The 15,186-nt window shown below is 67.0% G+C and carries 17 protein-coding genes; 10 read left to right on the top strand and 7 right to left on the bottom strand.

What is annotated here, in order from left to right; all coding sequences use genetic code 11:
• Positions 1–181: 181 nt before the first annotated feature.
• On the bottom strand, positions 182–2,203 hold the full coding sequence (locus G4Y73_RS02445; protein ID WP_164229000.1) for a sodium-translocating pyrophosphatase: 2,022 nt from the start codon (positions 2,201–2,203) through the stop codon (positions 182–184).
• A gap of 222 nt (positions 2,204–2,425) precedes the next feature.
• Here G4Y73_RS02445 and G4Y73_RS13930 point away from each other — a divergent pair, with 222 nt between their 5' ends.
• The gene (locus G4Y73_RS13930) at positions 2,426–3,013 is read left to right on the top strand and encodes a hypothetical protein (RefSeq protein WP_205596454.1); all 588 of its coding nucleotides are present in this window, start codon (positions 2,426–2,428) and stop codon (positions 3,011–3,013) included.
• Positions 3,014–3,066: 53 nt separating this feature from the next.
• On the top strand, positions 3,067–3,600 hold the full coding sequence (gene ppa / locus G4Y73_RS02455; RefSeq protein WP_164229002.1) for an inorganic diphosphatase: 534 nt from the start codon (positions 3,067–3,069) through the stop codon (positions 3,598–3,600).
• 100 nt (positions 3,601–3,700) lie between these two features.
• Here ppa and G4Y73_RS02460 read toward each other — a convergent pair whose 3' ends face one another.
• From G4Y73_RS02460 to G4Y73_RS02485, 6 genes are read right to left on the bottom strand one after another with little or no spacing between them, the layout of a single operon-like run.
• Complete coding sequence (locus tag G4Y73_RS02460) at positions 3,701–4,693, bottom strand: hypothetical protein (RefSeq protein WP_164229005.1); 993 nt, start codon at positions 4,691–4,693, stop codon at positions 3,701–3,703.
• Positions 4,694–4,695: 2 nt separating this feature from the next.
• Positions 4,696–6,111: an MBOAT family protein gene (locus tag G4Y73_RS02465; protein ID WP_164229007.1), complete on the bottom strand. Its 1,416-nt coding sequence runs from the start codon at positions 6,109–6,111 to the stop codon at positions 4,696–4,698.
• A complete protein-coding gene (locus G4Y73_RS02470; RefSeq protein ID WP_164229009.1) occupies positions 6,108–7,268 on the bottom strand; it encodes a class I SAM-dependent methyltransferase in 1,161 nt (386 codons plus the stop codon). Before G4Y73_RS02470 ends, G4Y73_RS02465 begins: the two co-directional genes overlap by 4 nt.
• A 15-nt stretch (positions 7,269–7,283) precedes the next feature.
• Positions 7,284–8,234 (bottom strand): hypothetical protein, encoded by a 951-nt coding sequence (locus tag G4Y73_RS02475; protein ID WP_164229011.1) that lies wholly within the window; start codon positions 8,232–8,234, stop codon positions 7,284–7,286.
• The gene (gene prmA / locus G4Y73_RS02480) at positions 8,213–9,139 is read right to left on the bottom strand and encodes a 50S ribosomal protein L11 methyltransferase (protein WP_164229013.1); all 927 of its coding nucleotides are present in this window, start codon (positions 9,137–9,139) and stop codon (positions 8,213–8,215) included. The genes G4Y73_RS02475 and prmA overlap by 22 nt, the downstream gene beginning before the upstream one ends.
• A complete protein-coding gene (locus tag G4Y73_RS02485; protein WP_164229015.1) occupies positions 9,136–9,867 on the bottom strand; it encodes a 16S rRNA (uracil(1498)-N(3))-methyltransferase in 732 nt (243 codons plus the stop codon). Before G4Y73_RS02485 ends, prmA begins: the two co-directional genes overlap by 4 nt.
• A gap of 89 nt (positions 9,868–9,956) precedes the next feature.
• On the opposite strand from G4Y73_RS02485, the gene gspG reads away from it, so the two are divergent.
• Genes gspG through gspN form a run of 8 tightly spaced genes read left to right on the top strand, consistent with a single transcriptional unit; the run spans position 9,957 to position 15,123 of the window.
• Positions 9,957–10,385 (top strand): type II secretion system major pseudopilin GspG, encoded by a 429-nt coding sequence (gene gspG / locus G4Y73_RS02490; RefSeq protein WP_164229017.1) that lies wholly within the window; start codon positions 9,957–9,959, stop codon positions 10,383–10,385.
• Entirely contained in the window at positions 10,357–10,866 is a 510-nt protein-coding gene (locus G4Y73_RS02495; RefSeq protein WP_164229019.1) for a prepilin-type N-terminal cleavage/methylation domain-containing protein, read from the top strand. The genes gspG and G4Y73_RS02495 overlap by 29 nt, the downstream gene beginning before the upstream one ends.
• Positions 10,863–11,222, top strand: coding sequence for a type II secretion system minor pseudopilin GspI (gene gspI, locus G4Y73_RS02500; RefSeq protein ID WP_164229020.1), 360 nt, complete (start codon positions 10,863–10,865; stop codon positions 11,220–11,222). The genes G4Y73_RS02495 and gspI overlap by 4 nt, the downstream gene beginning before the upstream one ends.
• An 8-nt stretch (positions 11,223–11,230) precedes the next feature.
• Complete coding sequence (gene gspJ, locus G4Y73_RS02505; protein ID WP_164229023.1) at positions 11,231–11,812, top strand: type II secretion system minor pseudopilin GspJ; 582 nt, start codon at positions 11,231–11,233, stop codon at positions 11,810–11,812.
• Complete coding sequence (gene gspK / locus G4Y73_RS02510) at positions 11,809–12,744, top strand: type II secretion system minor pseudopilin GspK (RefSeq protein WP_276207517.1); 936 nt, start codon at positions 11,809–11,811, stop codon at positions 12,742–12,744. Before gspJ ends, gspK begins: the two co-directional genes overlap by 4 nt.
• A gap of 2 nt (positions 12,745–12,746) precedes the next feature.
• On the top strand, positions 12,747–13,922 hold the full coding sequence (gene gspL, locus G4Y73_RS02515) for a type II secretion system protein GspL (protein WP_164229027.1): 1,176 nt from the start codon (positions 12,747–12,749) through the stop codon (positions 13,920–13,922).
• Positions 13,919–14,413, top strand: coding sequence for a type II secretion system protein M (locus tag G4Y73_RS02520; protein ID WP_164229029.1), 495 nt, complete (start codon positions 13,919–13,921; stop codon positions 14,411–14,413). The genes gspL and G4Y73_RS02520 overlap by 4 nt, the downstream gene beginning before the upstream one ends.
• Entirely contained in the window at positions 14,413–15,123 is a 711-nt protein-coding gene (gspN, locus tag G4Y73_RS02525) for a type II secretion system protein N (RefSeq protein ID WP_164229031.1), read from the top strand. The genes G4Y73_RS02520 and gspN overlap by 1 nt, the downstream gene beginning before the upstream one ends.
• Positions 15,124–15,186 lie beyond the last annotated feature (63 nt).

Consider the following 15,186-nt stretch of genomic DNA (forward strand, 5'->3'; position numbering starts at 1 on the left):
AGATTACGCAGATTGACGCAGATTTTTCAGCAACCTGATTGAACGCATTCCAAGGCGGGTGAAACAGGGCAGAAAATGGAATTCGACCCAATTTAATCTGTGTAAATCTGCGTAATCTGCGGTTACAAAAAAAGCGCGGCCAGGGGCCGCGCTTCAATGGGTTCTCTTGAACGAGATCTGATCAGCGCGCCAGCAGCGGTGCAATCACCAGGCTGACAATCGCCATGACGTTGATCAGGATGTTCATCGATGGGCCCGAGGTGTCCTTGAGCGGATCGCCCACGGTGTCACCCACGACATTGGCCTTGTGGGTGTCGGAGCCCTTGCCGCCATGGTGGCCCTTTTCGACGTATTTCTTGGCGTTGTCCCAGGCGCCGCCGGCATTGGCCATGGTCAGGGCCAAAAGTACGCAGCCGAGCAGCGCACCGCCGAGCATGCCGCCGAGTGCTTCGGCACCCAGGCCGAATCCGATCACGACCGGACCCAGCACCGCCAGGGCAGCCGGCAGCAACATGCGCTTGATGGCCGAGGTGGTGGCGATGTCGACGCAGCGCGGGGCGTCCGGTTCGGCCTTGCCTTCGAGCAGGCCCGGAATCTCGCGGAACTGGCGGCGGATTTCCTGGATCATTTCAAAGGCGGCGTCGCCCACGGCGGTCATGGTGATGGCCGCGACCAGGAAGGGAAAGATACCGCCGATGAACATGCCAATGAGCACGTTCGGATCGGAAATCTCCAGGGAGAAACCCGGCAGGCGGTGGCTGACCTCGGCGATGTAGGCCGTGATGATGGTCAGCGCGGCCATGGCGGCAGCTCCGATGGCGAAGCCCTTGCCGATGGCGGCCGTGGTGTTGCCGAGCTCGTCGAGCGAGTCGGTGATCTTGCGCGTATCTTCACCCAGGCCGGCCATTTCGGCGATGCCACCGGCATTGTCGGCGATGGGACCGTAGGCGTCGATCGCCATGGTCATGCCGACGGTGGCCAGCATGGCCACGGCAGCAATACCCACACCGTAAAGATCGGCGCTCTGGTTGGCAACGAAAATCATCACGCAGATCGACAGCACCGGAATGACCACCGAACGCATGCCGGTCGACAACCCGGCGATGATGACCGTGGCTGCGCCGGTTTCGCCTGCGCGGGCAATTTCACGCACCGGCTTGCCGGCGGTGAAGTATTCGGTTGACAGGCCGATGACGATGCCCCCGGCAGCCCCGATCAGGGCGGCGAACCAGACGCCGGTTTCGATGCCAAGGTACCGAATCAGGAAGAAGGCCAGTACGATGAAGCCGACAGCCGCCGAGATGGTGCCGGTGCGCAGCGCCACTTCCGGGCTCTTGCCCGAGGAGGCGCGGACCAGCAGGATGGCGCCGATCGAGCAGACCAGGCCAAGTGATGCCAGCAGCAGGGGCAGGCCCATGATGGCCGAGCCCTCGCCCAGGCCGTCGACGTAGCCGCCGCCGGCCTGCTGCACCATCACGGTTGCCAGTGCCACGGTGGCGATCATCGAGCCGCAGTAGGATTCAAAGATGTCCGAGCCCATGCCGGCCACGTCACCCACGTTGTCACCGACGTTGTCGGCGATCACGCCCGGGTTGCGGGGGTCATCTTCGGGAATGCCTGCCTCGACCTTGCCGACCAGGTCGGCGCCGACGTCGGCCGACTTGGTGAAAATACCGCCGCCGACGCGATAGAACAGGGCGACAACGCTGGCACCCATGCCGAAGCCGTGAATGCGATGGGCAGTTTCGGGATCGGCGCCGAAGACGAGGTAGAGGGCGCCCAGGCCGAGCAGGCCCAGCGAGGCAACCAGCATGCCCATGACCGAGCCGCCGTAGAAGGCCACACTGAGCGCCTTGGCGGCGCCGTGCTCATGGGCGGCGGTGGTGGTGCGCACATTGGCACGGGTGGCGGCAAACATGCCGAAAAAGCCGGCCAGGGCCGAGCAAATAGCGCCCACCAGGAAGGACACCGCGGTCTGGATTCCGAGACCCGATACCGAAAGGGCCACGAAGATCACGGCAACCGACAGGCCGATCAGGATCAGCTCGCGGCGCATGAAGGCCGAGGCGCCTTGCTGGATCAGCACGGCGATCTGACTGGGCTTGCCTTCCATGGCGGGGTAGCTCATGACCACGCGATAGAGAATGAAGGCCACGATAAGGCCCACGACCCCGAGCACCGGGGGGATCATCAGTTGGTTCATCTTGTCTCCCGAAAAAAACAGGCAGGTTATGGCGAAAAAATCGGCAGTGACCGGGACCCGATTAAAGTGCTCGAGTCCGCAAAACCGGGTAATTGTAAGTAAAAAAGCCGTTTCTTGCTATACTCTGCGGCCTTTTCCGGCTTTCGCATTGAAAAATGCGGGGACTAGCCGGGGTTGCCAGCAGCCAGTCGCCGACTAGCCAAACAGAGGGGCCCGTCCGATATGACCGAAGTTGTCGTAACGCTTTCGCTGACCCGCAAGTCGGGCATGCTTGCCGCCGCTATATCGGCGGTGGCGCGTGCCGGGCTGCAGTTTCAGTCCCATCGTTTCGTCGATGGCGACGAGGGACAAGAGCTGTTGTTGATGGCGGAAAGCGAAACGGAGATTGAAGACCCCACAGCACTGATGGAGGCGCTGGAGAAGGTCCGGGGAGTATCGGGCGTGGTCGATTTCGAAGTCGCGGGCCGCTCGCTATTGCATGCGCCGCCGGAGCCCGAGCCCGAGCCCGAGCCGGAGCCAGAACCGGAACCCGAGCCGGAACCAGAACCAGAACCAGAACCAGAACCGGAACCAGAACCGGAACCAGAGCCCGAGCCCGAGCCCGAACCCGAACCCGAACCCGAACCCGAACCGGAACCGGAACCGGAACCGGAACCGGAACCTGAGCCGAAGGCGGCGTCGGAGCCCGACGAGGCGGAGGCCGATCGCTCAGCCTCATCCGAAGATGGCGCCAAAGGCGAAGGTCGGCGCACGGACCCCGCCGGACGAGTGCGTCGTTCCATGGTCCGTCGTCGCCGTCTGACTCGCTGATCCCGGCCCGGGCACTATAATTCCCGCAGACTCTTCGATCTGCGGGGCGCAGCATGAACGTCAACGACATTGCCCCGGGCGTCAATCCGCCCGACGACTTCAACGCCGTCATCGAAATTCCCCTCGACGGCCCGCCGGTCAAGTACGAGGTCGACAAGGCCACCGGAGCCATCCACGTCAACCGCTTGCTGGCCACGGCCATGCGCTACCCCTGCAATTACGGTTTCGTGCCCAATACCCTGGCCGAGGATGGCGATCCGCTTGATGTAATGGTGCTCATTCGCGTGCCGCTGATGCCGGGCTCGATCATCCGCTGCCGGCCGATCGGCTTTCTCGAGATGTCCGACGAGGCCGGTCGCGACGTCAAGATCGCCGCTTTGCCGATCGAGAAGGTTTCGCCGTTGCACGAGGACATTCAGTCGATCGACGACCTGGCCACCTTCTCTCGCCGCAACATCCGCCACTTCTTCAGCCACTACAAGGATCTGGAAATGGGCAAGTGGGTCGAGGTGCTGGGCTGGCACGGGCCGGATGAGGCGCGTGCGGAGATCATGAAGGCGATCGAGGCGTTCGGTAAGACCAACTAACTCCGTCGTCCCGGCCAATGAGCCGGGACCGCGCACCTATCATTGCAGCACGGCCTGGCTGACCGCGAGCTCCCGCATAGGCACTGGAGATGGTACGTGTTCAGGGAAGTGCGCCCTGCTCGCGCAGGATCTTGACGAGCGCCCGGGTAAAGCGCGCGCGGTCGCCCTGGTCGATGTGGGAGGTGTCCGGCAGCTCCAGTGCGGTCAATGTCGGGTGATCATCGAAGTGGATGGTGATCGCGCCGGTCGCTGCGCCCAATCGATCCCAGTAGCGCTTGCGCGGATAGTTTTCCCGATCGAGCGCCCAGTGTTCGTCGGCCGTGGGCATGCGCAGGAAGACAACCCGCCCGCCGCGCGACTGAATGGCCTGCACAGCCTGCCGTACGGGTTCGAGATCCTCAAGCCAGCGCTCGGCATCGGGTGGCGGGTGTTGTCGATAATCCTCCGCCAGCGAAGCGACGAAGTGCCGCCGCAGGCCCGGTACGTCGGCCTGTTCGTAATCCGCGGCGATCGTGCGGTCATCCAGCAAGCGTGTGTAGTGACGCGGTGGCGGCTGGCCGGCGAACCAGCCGACCAGGCGTTGCATCAGGTTGAACTCGCTGCCGGCGCTCACCAGCCGCCGCTGCAGGGCGCTCAGCAGTTCTCGTTCCACGCGGCGCTGCGGACCGAAGTCACGCTCGTAGTGCCGCACCCAGGGCGCGCTCATGTCACGGAACCAGTGCGCCAGTCCGCGCGCGTCGACCGCCACCAGCAGCACACCTGCAAAGTGCTCGTCAGCGGCCAGGTCCTCAAGCACCGCAACCGGGTAGTGGCCGTTGATGGCCAGTGAGGTCGCCTCCCAGCCGGGCATGGCCCGCTCGAAAGCCCCGGTCGAGAAAGCCAGCTGAATGCGCGAGGCGCCAGCGACGGCAAAATTGCGGGTCTGGTCGACGTGGCTGACGCGATCGCGATGGGCCGCCCACAGGTCGGGGTCGTCGTAGAGCGACGGTTCGTAGCCCCTTGCGCGCCAGAGTCCTTCCCAGGCGGCAATCGTGCCCGCGGCCACCAGCAGGGCCAGGACGATGACGGCGATGGGTCGGCGCGGCGAAGGCATGGTCAGAACTGGAAGTAGATGAAGGCCCGGTTTTCGCCGGGGCTGAGCAGTACGGCGGCCAGCAGCGCTCCGACGAAAACGCCGCGCAGCGGCCAGGTCAGCCTGACGTAGTCCTGCTCGATCTCGCGCCGGCGGATCAGCGCGTGCCAGGCCAGCAGCACGGTCATGCTGCCCAGCGCCAGCCAGCCGGCGACGCTCAGGCCTGCATCGCCGGCGGAGAACAGGTCGGCCAGAAAGCGGCCGGCCTGGTTCAGGTTCTCGGCCCGGAATGGCACCCAGGTGAGTGTGACGACCAGGAAGGTGATGGCGATCCAGATCGGCTGCATGAAGCGCGCGCCCAGCCAGGCGGCTTTCTGACCCAGCGGTCGCAGCGCATGCTCGATCACCAGCCACAGGCCGTGAGCCAGGCCCCACAGCACGAAGGTCCAGGCCGCGCCGTGCCACAGCCCGCCCAGGCCCATGGTGATGACCAGGTTGCCGAGCGTGCGCGCGCGGCCGTGGCGGTTACCCCCCAGGCCGAAATAGAGGTAGTCGCGAATCCAGGTCGACAGCGAAATGTGCCAGCGCCGCCAGAAATCGGAAAAGCCGACGGCAGCATAGGGTGCATGGAAGTTCTTGGGCAGTACGAAGCCGAACACCCGCGCCGCGCCGATGGCACACAGCGAGTAGCCGGCGAAATCGCAGTAGATCTGACCGCTGAAGGAAAAAATCGCCGCCCAGGCGGCCAGCGTGCCGGTGGTGCCGGCGGTGGCAAAGCCGGTGTCGACCACCGGTGCGAACAGGCTGTCGGCGAGCACGGTCTTGAGGAACAGCCCGCCGACCATCAGGGCCGTTCCGATCTCGAGATTGGCCGCTGTCATCGGCCGCGCCGCGGCCAACTGCGGCGCGAACTGCTCGTAGCGCACGATCGGCCCGGCCACCAGTTGCGGGAAGAAGCTGACGTAGAGCGCGTAGTCTGCAAAGTCCTCGCCCGGCGTGATGCGCCGGCGATAAACGTCGAAGGTGTAGCTCAGGGTCTGAAAGGTGTAGAAGGAAATACCGATCGGCAGCACCAGGTCGAGCAGGGGCGCCTGAAACTGCAGACCCAATCCCAGCCAGTCGAGCAGCTCGTTGTAGTTGGCAATCAGGAAATCGGCGTACTTGAACCAGCCCAGCAACCCGAGGTTGACCATGATCGACAGCAGCAGCCAGGCCCGGCGCCGGCCCTGATGGGTGCTGGCATGCAGGCGTTTGGCGGCGTGCCAGTCGACCACGGTCGAGACCACCAGCAGCCAGATGAAGACCGGATTCCAGGCGGCGTAGAAGAGGTAGCTGGCCGCCAGCAGTTCGAACTTGCGAATACGCCAGCCGCGGCTCAAGGCCACGAGGCCCCAAAGGGCGACGATAAACAGCGCGAAGGTAAGCGAATCGAAGGTCATGCCGTGCTGATGCGCCCGGCATAAATCAGCGCGCGTTCGCCGTCCTCGGCCACGGCCGACAGCGCCAGCCAGGGATCGGTCCCGGGAGGCAAGGGCAGGCTGAGGGAAAAGCCGCTGCGGGCCAGTTCGGGCCGGCCAAGCACCTCGGCCACGCGCGGCGTCGGCTCGCTTGCCTCCTGTTGGATAACCCGGTCGTTGAGGCGGACTTCGACGTGGGCCAGGCCGATCTCGTCAAGCGAACCGGCCCAGCCCTTGAGCCAGAGCGTGCCGGCGGCCTGATCGACTTCGAGCTCGTCGAGCCAGCCGCGGGTGCCGCACCTGAATTCCGCCAGCGGCGACAGGTCCGGTCCGTGAACTCCGGTGACGACGTAGACGTCCTGTTCGTGGGCGAGCAGGCGGCGCAGGCGACGCACCCGTGCGTGCTCACCGATTGTCTCGGTAATGACCGACTTTACGTAGTCGGCCGTCACGAAGGTGGTGCCGTAGATGGCCGGGTCGAGCCCGTCGTTCTCGCTGCCGGCGATGTAGAGCATCCCGTTGTCGCCGACTGCCATATCGGGCGGCAGCAGCGCTTCGTCGTGCACGCTGAAACACAGCACGCCGCCGGGCGAGAGCGATTTGGCCAGGCGCTCGAGCCAGCTTCGGAACAGCGCGTCGGGCAGGTGCGAGAACAGCGAGGCGACCCAGATCATGTCGAAGTGCCGGCCGGGCGCGAAGTCGGCCGGGTCAGGTCCGGAAGGCAGGGTGTGGACGCCGTAGCGCTCGCCCACCCAGGCCAGGGCGTCGGCCTGAATCTCGGAAGCGTACAGGTGCTCACGCGGCAGGCTGTGGACCAGAAAGCGCAGCAGGCGGCCGAAGCCACAGGCGAAGTCCAGGAAGTCGATCTCTGTCGGCGCATCGAACAGGCGTTCGATCAGCTGGCGCACCACCTGGTATTGCTGCATGGCCACGCTGAAGTACTGGCTGACGGCCCGGTTGACATCGCCGTGGGCGCGCAGCGAATGCCCGAGCATCTGGCAGTCGGGATGGATGTCGGTATCGATGGCCGTCGGCGCGGTCGCCTCGTCCATCCAGCGGCAGTGGGCAAGCAGGGTCGCCGCCAGGCATTCTTCGGCCAGAGCGCTGCGAACCGGTTCGGAATACGGGTGCTCAGACATGGCCCTGGCCCTGTGTCAGTCCAGCGGGTCGGAATGACGCGGCATGCTATCACCTCCGGGCGGTGCCGGCGGCTGATCCGCTTCGGCAGCGCGCGGCGGGTAGAGCCCTTCGATGCCGTGCCACAGCAGCCACTGGCCGGGATCAGCCTCGATGACGGCCTGCATGCGCGCGGCCAATTGCGTACCGAGTCCGTCGTTGCCGGGCAGGGCTTCGATGGCCAGGCGGCTGCGTCCGCTTTGTCGATCGACCCGCACGTGGAAGAATATGGTTCGCGCGCCGGACTGCTCGATCAGTCGGGTCCCGCCCGCGCGCAGCCCCAGCTGTGCCCGCCCGATTTCGAGCTGCCAGCGTCCCTCGAGATCAGGGGCGTCGAACAGGATCACCGGCGTGGCGTCGCCCTGCTCGAGGGTGCGGGCAATCTCTTGCCGGGCACCGCCGGTGGTGATGGCCCCGGCCGGGCACAGGCGCTCGATCAGGCGTGTGCGCAGTCGATACCAGGCCAGCAGGATCGGCCGGCCCGGCAGGTCGCCGCGCGCCACTGGCCGGAAGACGAAACGCGGCGACAAACCGGCCTCGCGCAGGTGCCAGAGCACGCCCGTGCCGATGCCGTAGTGCAGGCTGGCCGCCACGAAGCCGGGACGGTCCGGCCAGTTGCCCTCGACGTCGAGCCGCGGCGACAGGCCCAGTTTCAGTCGCCAGGTCTCGGCGGCTTCCATCAGCGTGGTCCAGGCCCAGGTCTGGGGCAGTTCGCCGGCCCGGCCGTAAAAATGCCGGGCACTGCGGCGGGCCGACGGGTAGCGTCCGGGAAACAGCCCCGGCCAGGCCGCCAGTCGCCAGAACAGCGACTTGGTCAGGCGAGCCGGCAGCAGCGCGCCGAACAGTGGCAGCACGAAGGCCGTGAACAGGTCGGTGATCTGGCAGTGAAGCCAACGCAGCACGCCCATCATGTTGCCGAGGCTTCGCATCGGAAAACCAGCCGCACCCAGCCGTCTTGTTCGCTCATGTCCAGCGGTTGGCCGAGGCGCTGGTAGGCGGCGATGACGCCCTCGGCCTGTTCGGGCAGGATGCCGGAGAGCACCAGTTCGGCGCCCGGACGCAGGCATTGGATCAGCTGCGGCGCCAGTTCGACCAGGGGCGCGGCCAGGATATTGGCCAGCACCAGGTCGAAACGGCGCTGATTCGCATCCTGCTGCTGGAAGGCCTCGGGCAGCAGGGTCTCGATTCGGCCGTCGAGCCGGTTACGCACGGCGTTGTCCTCGGTGGCGAGCAGGGCCTGGGCATCGTGATCGACGGCGACCAGGCGAGTGGCGCCCTTGAGCGCACAGGCAATCGCCAGCACGCCGGAGCCGCAGCCGAAATCGAGCGCGTCGCGGCCATCCAGTTCGAGCGAGTCGATCCATTCCAGGCACAGCGCGGTGGTCGGATGGGTGCCCGAGCCGAAGGCCAGTCCGGGATCGAGCCGGATCACCAGCGGCCAGTCCGGGTCGGGCTCGAGATGCGAGGGGCAGATCCAGAGGTTGCGGCCGAAACGCATCGGCTTGAATTGATCCATCCAGGCGCGCTCCCAGTCGCGCCCGGCCAGTTCGACGAATTGCAGGCTGGCCGCCGTTTGGTCCAGGCCGGCGTCGGCCAGTACGCCGGCAACAGTCGATCGATCGGCATCGGCCTCGAACAGCCCTTCGACGATGGTCTGCGGCCAGATCGGTGTGCTGCCGGGCAGGGGTTCGTGCACCGGCACATCGGCGGCATCGAGCAGGGTCACGGCGTGGGCGCCTGCTTCCAGCAGCGCGGTTTCGGCCTCGTCGACCCGGGCTTCGTCCACGCTCACGCGCACCTGCAGCCAGTCGCCGTTGTCGCCGGTCACATTCATTGCCAGTCTCCGAAGCGGGCCTGGAGCGCGGCGATTACGGCCGGGCCGGCGGTTTCGCTGCGCAGGATCCGCGGGCCCAGGCGCAGGGCGATAAAGCCCTGTCTTGCCAGCCACCGTGTCTCGGCCTCGCTCAGCCCGCCTTCGGGGCCGATCACGATCCGCACGGGTGTCGCCGAGGGATGTTTCAGTTGTGACAATCTTCGTTCGGCCTGCGGATCCAGAAACAGTGACAGGCCCTCGGAGACGGATAGATCGGTCAGGGACAGCGGCGTCTTGATCTCCGGCACGCGCACCCGGCCGCACTGTTCGCAGGCGGCCACGGCCACCTGTTGCCAATGGCGCAGCCGCTTGTCGGCGCGCTTTTCGTCCAGGCGCACTTCGGTGCGTTCGGTGAAGACCGGCTGGATCGCGGTCACGCCCAGTTCGCAGGCCTTCTGGATGCACCAGTCCATGCGGTCGCCCCGGGCGATGGCCTGCACCAGGGTGATCGACAGTGGCGATTCGGTGTCCGCCTCCCGCGCCTGTTCGACCTGGAGTCGGCAGCGATCGCCCGGGCCGGTTTCCTCGATCGTTGCGGGATACTCCTTGCCGTCGCCGTTGAACAGCACGACGCCGTAGCCGGCCTTCAGGCGTAACACGCGCACCAGGTGCCGGGCCGGACCGGCTTCGAGTTCGATCGACCGGCCGACCGCCAGCGCTTGTTGGGTCCAGGCGCGAACCGTGCGCATCAGGGCCGCCCGTTGCTTGCTGCCGGATCGATTGCGCGTATCATGAGCCGCGACGGGCTATAACGCATCGACATGGAACGGTTAATCGAATGAACAAGCGCGCTCACGGTGGTTTTTCACTGATCGAGATTCTGGTTGTGGTCGTCATTATCGGCATTCTGGCCGCGGTCGTGGTGCCGCGCGTCATGGACGAACCCGACCGGGCACGAGTGACCAAGGCCAAGCAGGACATCCAGGCCCTGGTGACGGCACTCAACATGTACAAGCTCGACAACTATACCTACCCGTCCACCGAGCAGGGGCTGGAGGCACTGGTGCGCGAGCCCGCCGGTCAGCCGGAAGCGCCCAACTGGAAGCAGGGCGGCTATATCGAGCGCCTGATGAAAGACCCCTGGGGCAACGACTACCAGTATCTCAACCCCGGCGTGCACGGCGAGATCGACGTGTGGTCGTTCGGGGCCAACGGCACCTCCGGCGGCGAGGGCATAAATGCTGAGATCGGCAACTGGCAAGACTGAGGTATCCACCGGCTTCACGTTGATCGAGGTGTTGGTGGTGGTGGCGATTGCCGCCATCGTTGCCGCCCTGGTCGTGCTGCGCCTGGGCAACTGGCGTGCGCCGTCCGATCCCGATACCCAGGTGCAGCGTCTGGCTGCGCTGATCGAGCACCAGTGCGAACAGTCGATGTTCCAGTCGCGCCCGCGCGGCATTCGCCTCGATGAAGCCGGCTACGACTTCTGGCAGTCGTCCGGCGAGGGCTGGGTACCGCTGCCTGACGAGGGCCTGGACCGGCCGCGAAGCTGGATCGGCGAGCCGCAGCTCGAGCTGGTGCTCGATGGCCATCGCGTGCCCCTGGGCGACTCGCCGCAAGCGCCCCAGATCGTCTGCCATCCACTCGGCGAGCTGAGCCCCTTCTCCCTCGATTTTCGCCTGCAGGGGCAGTCACTGGCGCTGATCGGTGAAGCGAGCGGACGCCTGGCGCTGGAGCGTGGGCGGTGAAGTCGCGCCGCGGTTTCACGCTGCTGGAAGTGCTGGTCGCCCTGGTGGTGGTGGCCGTGGCGGTGGCCGCGCTGGGGCGTGCCGGCAGCCAGGTGCTCGACGGCCAGGCCGAAATGGAAGAGCGCAGCCTGGCGCTGTGGGTTGCCGACAATGCGCTGGCCGAACTGCGGCTGGAAAGCGGGGTGGCGACCGGGCGCCGCCAGGGCACAAGCGAAATGGGCGGCCGGACCTGGTACTGGGACATGCTGATCCAGCCGGCACCGGGTGAGGAACTGTTGCGTGTCGATGTGGCCGTGCATTCAGACCAAGCGCGTTCAGAGCCGGTGACGCTACATACCGGTTTCATCGCGCCATGACGGGCCGAATGCGAGGGGCCGGTGGCTATACCCTGGTCGAGGTGCTGGTCGCCGTGGTCGTCTTCGGCATCCTGGCGGCCAGCGCCTATGTCGCCCTCGATGCCCTGGCCCGGGCGGCCGAAACGCATCGCGATCGCAGCGATGAATTTGCCGCGGTGCAGGTCGCCGTGGCCCGGCTCGACAACGATCTGCGTCAGCTGGCTGCCCGCCCGGCCCTGGCCCCGGGTGGCCGTCTGGAGCCCGCACTGGTCGGTGACGAGCGCGTACTCGCCGGCACACGCGCAGGCTGGGCCAATCCGGCCGGGCTGGACCGATCGACGCTGCAGCGCTTCGGCTGGCGACTGTCCGGCAGCGACCTGCAGCGCATCCACTGGCCGGTGACCGACCGCGCGCCCGGCAGCCGGTCGGTGACCGAGACCGTGCTGGCCGATGTCACCGCCCTTCGATTCCGCTTTCGCGACGGCACGGGCAGTTGGCATTCCGGCTGGCCGCTGGAAGAGGCGGCCAGTGCCCGCTTGCCGACGGCCATCGAGACGGTCCTGGAAAGCCGGCGGTTCGGACGCATCCGGCGCGTGGTGGTGTTGCAATGAGGGGGGGGCGTCGACAGCCAGGCCGACAGCGCGGCAGTGCGCTTTTGATCGCACTGGTAACGGCTGCGCTGGCGGCGGTAATCGCCACGGCCATGCTCGAACGCGGCCAGCGCTCGCTGGCCCGCGGTGAGGCCCTGCTGGCCTCGGAACGCGCCTGGCAGTACGCCCGCGGCATGGAACTTCTGGCCGGGAACAAGTTGCGTCAGGCCGTCGCCGAGGGGGCTGATCCCGGCGTTCTCGACAACAGTTGGACGGTGCCTTTCGAGGTGCCCGGCGGCATGGTCCAGGGTCGCGTGGTCGACCAGGGCGGGCGCTTCAACCTCAATGCCCTGGGCCATCCCGACCGGGCCGTGGCGACCGAGGCACGGGCCGCATTCGCCCGCCTGCTCGAGCTGCTCGGTCTGCGGCCGGTGATCGCCGACGAACTCGCCGACTGGCTCGACGGCGCGGTCATGCCGCGGCCGGGCAGCGCCGCCAGCGATTACTACGGCCGCCTTGATCCGCCCTATCGCACGGCCGGCGTGCCCCTGGCCAATACCAGTGAGCTGCGCTGGCTCCGAAGCGTGGACGAGGCGGCCTGGCGACAGCTCGAGCCGCTGGTAGCGGCCTTGCCCGAATCCGAGCTGCGCGTCAACGTCAACACGGCGCGGCCCGAAGTGCTGGCGGCGGTGATCGAGGAGCTGGGCGTGGAAGAGGCCGGCCGGGTGATCGCCGACGGCCCGTTCTCCGACCCGGTGCGGTTTCGCGAACACCCGCTCGTGGCGGGCGTGATCCGGCCCGACGAACAGATCCGGATCGTGATTCGCAGTCGCTGGTACATGGCCCAGGCGCGGGTGGTGCTCGACGGCGTTGAACGCGACTACTTCCGCCTGATCAACGCCGCGGGGGCGGGTTATGATGGCCGGCGTTATCTCAGCCAGGGAGTGCCCTGAACATGGCGCGAGCGCGCTCCGACAGCCTGGTGATTCACGCCTGCGGCCGTGACTGGCCGTGGCTGGCGCTGGATCGTTCCGGAGCCGTTGTCGACCGCGGCCAGGCCTCGAAGGATGCTCCGGGCTGGCCTGCCGACCGGCCGGCGCTGGTCCTCGTCGACGCGTCCCGGTGCCTCGGGCTGACGCTCGACCTGCCGCCGCTGCGTGGTCAGCGCCTGCGCCAGGCCCTGCGCTGGGCGGCCGAGGAACACCTCGCCGGCAGCGCCGAGGACGAACATGTCGTGCCCGGTCCACGTGACGCCGAAGGCCGGCTTTACTGCGTGAGCGTGGGCAACGCGACCATGGATGAAATCATGGCGCGCCTGGGCGATCTCGCGCCCGAGCGCCTGGTGCCGGATGCGCTGTGCCTGCCCTGGCAGCCCGGGCAGATCGGCCTGGCCGAGCATGAAGGCAGGATCCTGGTGCGCTGGGGCGAGTGGTCCTTCGCCGGCTTCGATCGCGAGTTGGCCGCCGACATGATCGCGTCGGTGGCGCAGCCTGAAGCCGAATGGATCTGGTACGGCGGTGACATGCCCGACTGGGTTGCCGATTCCGATCCGGCCGACGGCGCCGCCGGACGGCCCCTGCTGCAAGTCTTGGCCGAGCGCGCACGCAGCGTTCCGGTCAACCTGTTATCCGGTCCCTGGGCGCCGCGTTCGGCCGCCGCGGCGCATACCCGCTGGCGCTGGGTGGCGGTGCTGGCCGCTGTCCTGGTCGTCGGCAGCATCATGACCGCGGGCGTGGAGCGCTGGCAGCTGGCGGCCCGCGCCGATTCCCTCGAGACCGCCATCGAAGCGCAGTTCCGTGAGGCCTTTCCCGATGTTGGCCGCATCGTGCGACCGCAAGCCCAGGCCGAACGCGAGCTGGCACGCTTGCGCTTCGGTCAGGCCGCCGGCCTGCTCGACCTGATGCATCGCGTCGCACCGGTGATCGATGGGCAGCCGGATCTGCTGGTTGATCGCATCGACTATCGCAATGGCGTGCTCGAACTCGGATTGCGCGCTCCGGACGTCGCGGCGCTCGATGAGCTCGAACAACGACTCCGGGCTCTGCAACTTTCGGCCGAGGTGCAGTCGGCCAGTCTCGATGACGAAGGCGCCACCGGTCGCATCCGGGTGGCCGAGCGGGGTGGCGCATGAAGGCCTATTGGCAGCAGATCGAGCCGCGCCAGCGGCGGCTGATTCTCCTGGCGCTCGGCGTGGCCCTGGCAGCGCTGGTCTACGTCTGGATCTGGGAGCCGCTGGCCGAGGCGCGCGCACAGGAACGCGAGCGCATTGCCGAACAGCAGGCCCTGCTTGGCTGGCTCGAGGCCGTGGCACCGCTGGCCGAGCAGCTTCGACGCAACAGCGGGCCCGATCGCGATCTGGACGGACGCTCCCTGCTCGGCGTAACCGATGAGACCGCCCGGGCTGCCGGCCTGGCCGGCAGCGTGGCGCGTATCGAGCCATCTGGAGACGGCCAGGTCCGCGTCTGGCTCGAAGGCGCCGATTTCGTCACGGTCATGAGCTGGCTCGAACAGTTCGCCCGCACCCGGCCGGTCCAGGTCGACCAGCTCCAGGTCGATCGCGCCGAGGCCGAAGGCCGCGTCAACGTGCGTGTGACCCTGGTGAATGATTCCGGGGCGAGTTGATGCGAAAGATTCTGTGGCTGGCGCTGCTGGCAATTCCCGTCATCGTGATCGTGACCCTGCCGGCGAGTGTCGTGATGCCGCGGCTCGAGGCTGGTGAGGATCTGCACGATGTGCGCGGCACGCTCTGGCAAGGCAACGCTACCTGGCGGCAGCCCGGCTTCGTGCCGGTCGATCTGGACTGGTCCTGGCAGGGTGGCCGCAGCTGGCGCTGGCAGGCCGATGGTGTCGGCACGGACCTGTCCGGATTCTGGCGAGCGGGCGCCGGCGGCACGGAGTTGGTGGACGTGCGCGGCACCATCAGCATGGATCGACTCGACGTCCGGCTCTGGCTGGCCAACGCCCGCCCGCGCGGCGAGGTGATGCTCGATATCGAACGGGCCCTGATTGCCGAGGATCGAGCGCCGCAAATCGATGGGCAGCTGGTCTGGCAAAACGCCCGGCTCGAGGGCACCGTGCACGAGTCGCTGGGCGAGATTACCGTTACCCTCAGCAGCGGGGAATCGGGACAGGAGGCGCGCGTCGAATCGACCCGTGAGGGTGCCATCCAGGTGCGCGGCCGGATTGACCTCGAGGTCGATCGCTATACCGTGGACCTGTGGTTGCGTGCGCGCTCCGATCGCCCGGAACTGGCGCGCCAGATTGCCTGGCTGGGCGAGCCGCAACCCGATGGCCAGGTGCGGGTGCAGCTCAGCGGTGCCCTGGGATGGTAGGTTTCTCGCGCCCGCTCGGTGGCGAGAAATGTCGAACAACAAGGACAAGGAACGATGGCATGA

Origin of the sequence: Wenzhouxiangella sp. XN201 (assembly GCF_011008905.1) — a bacterium.
GTDB lineage: Bacteria > Pseudomonadota > Gammaproteobacteria > Xanthomonadales > Wenzhouxiangellaceae > Wenzhouxiangella.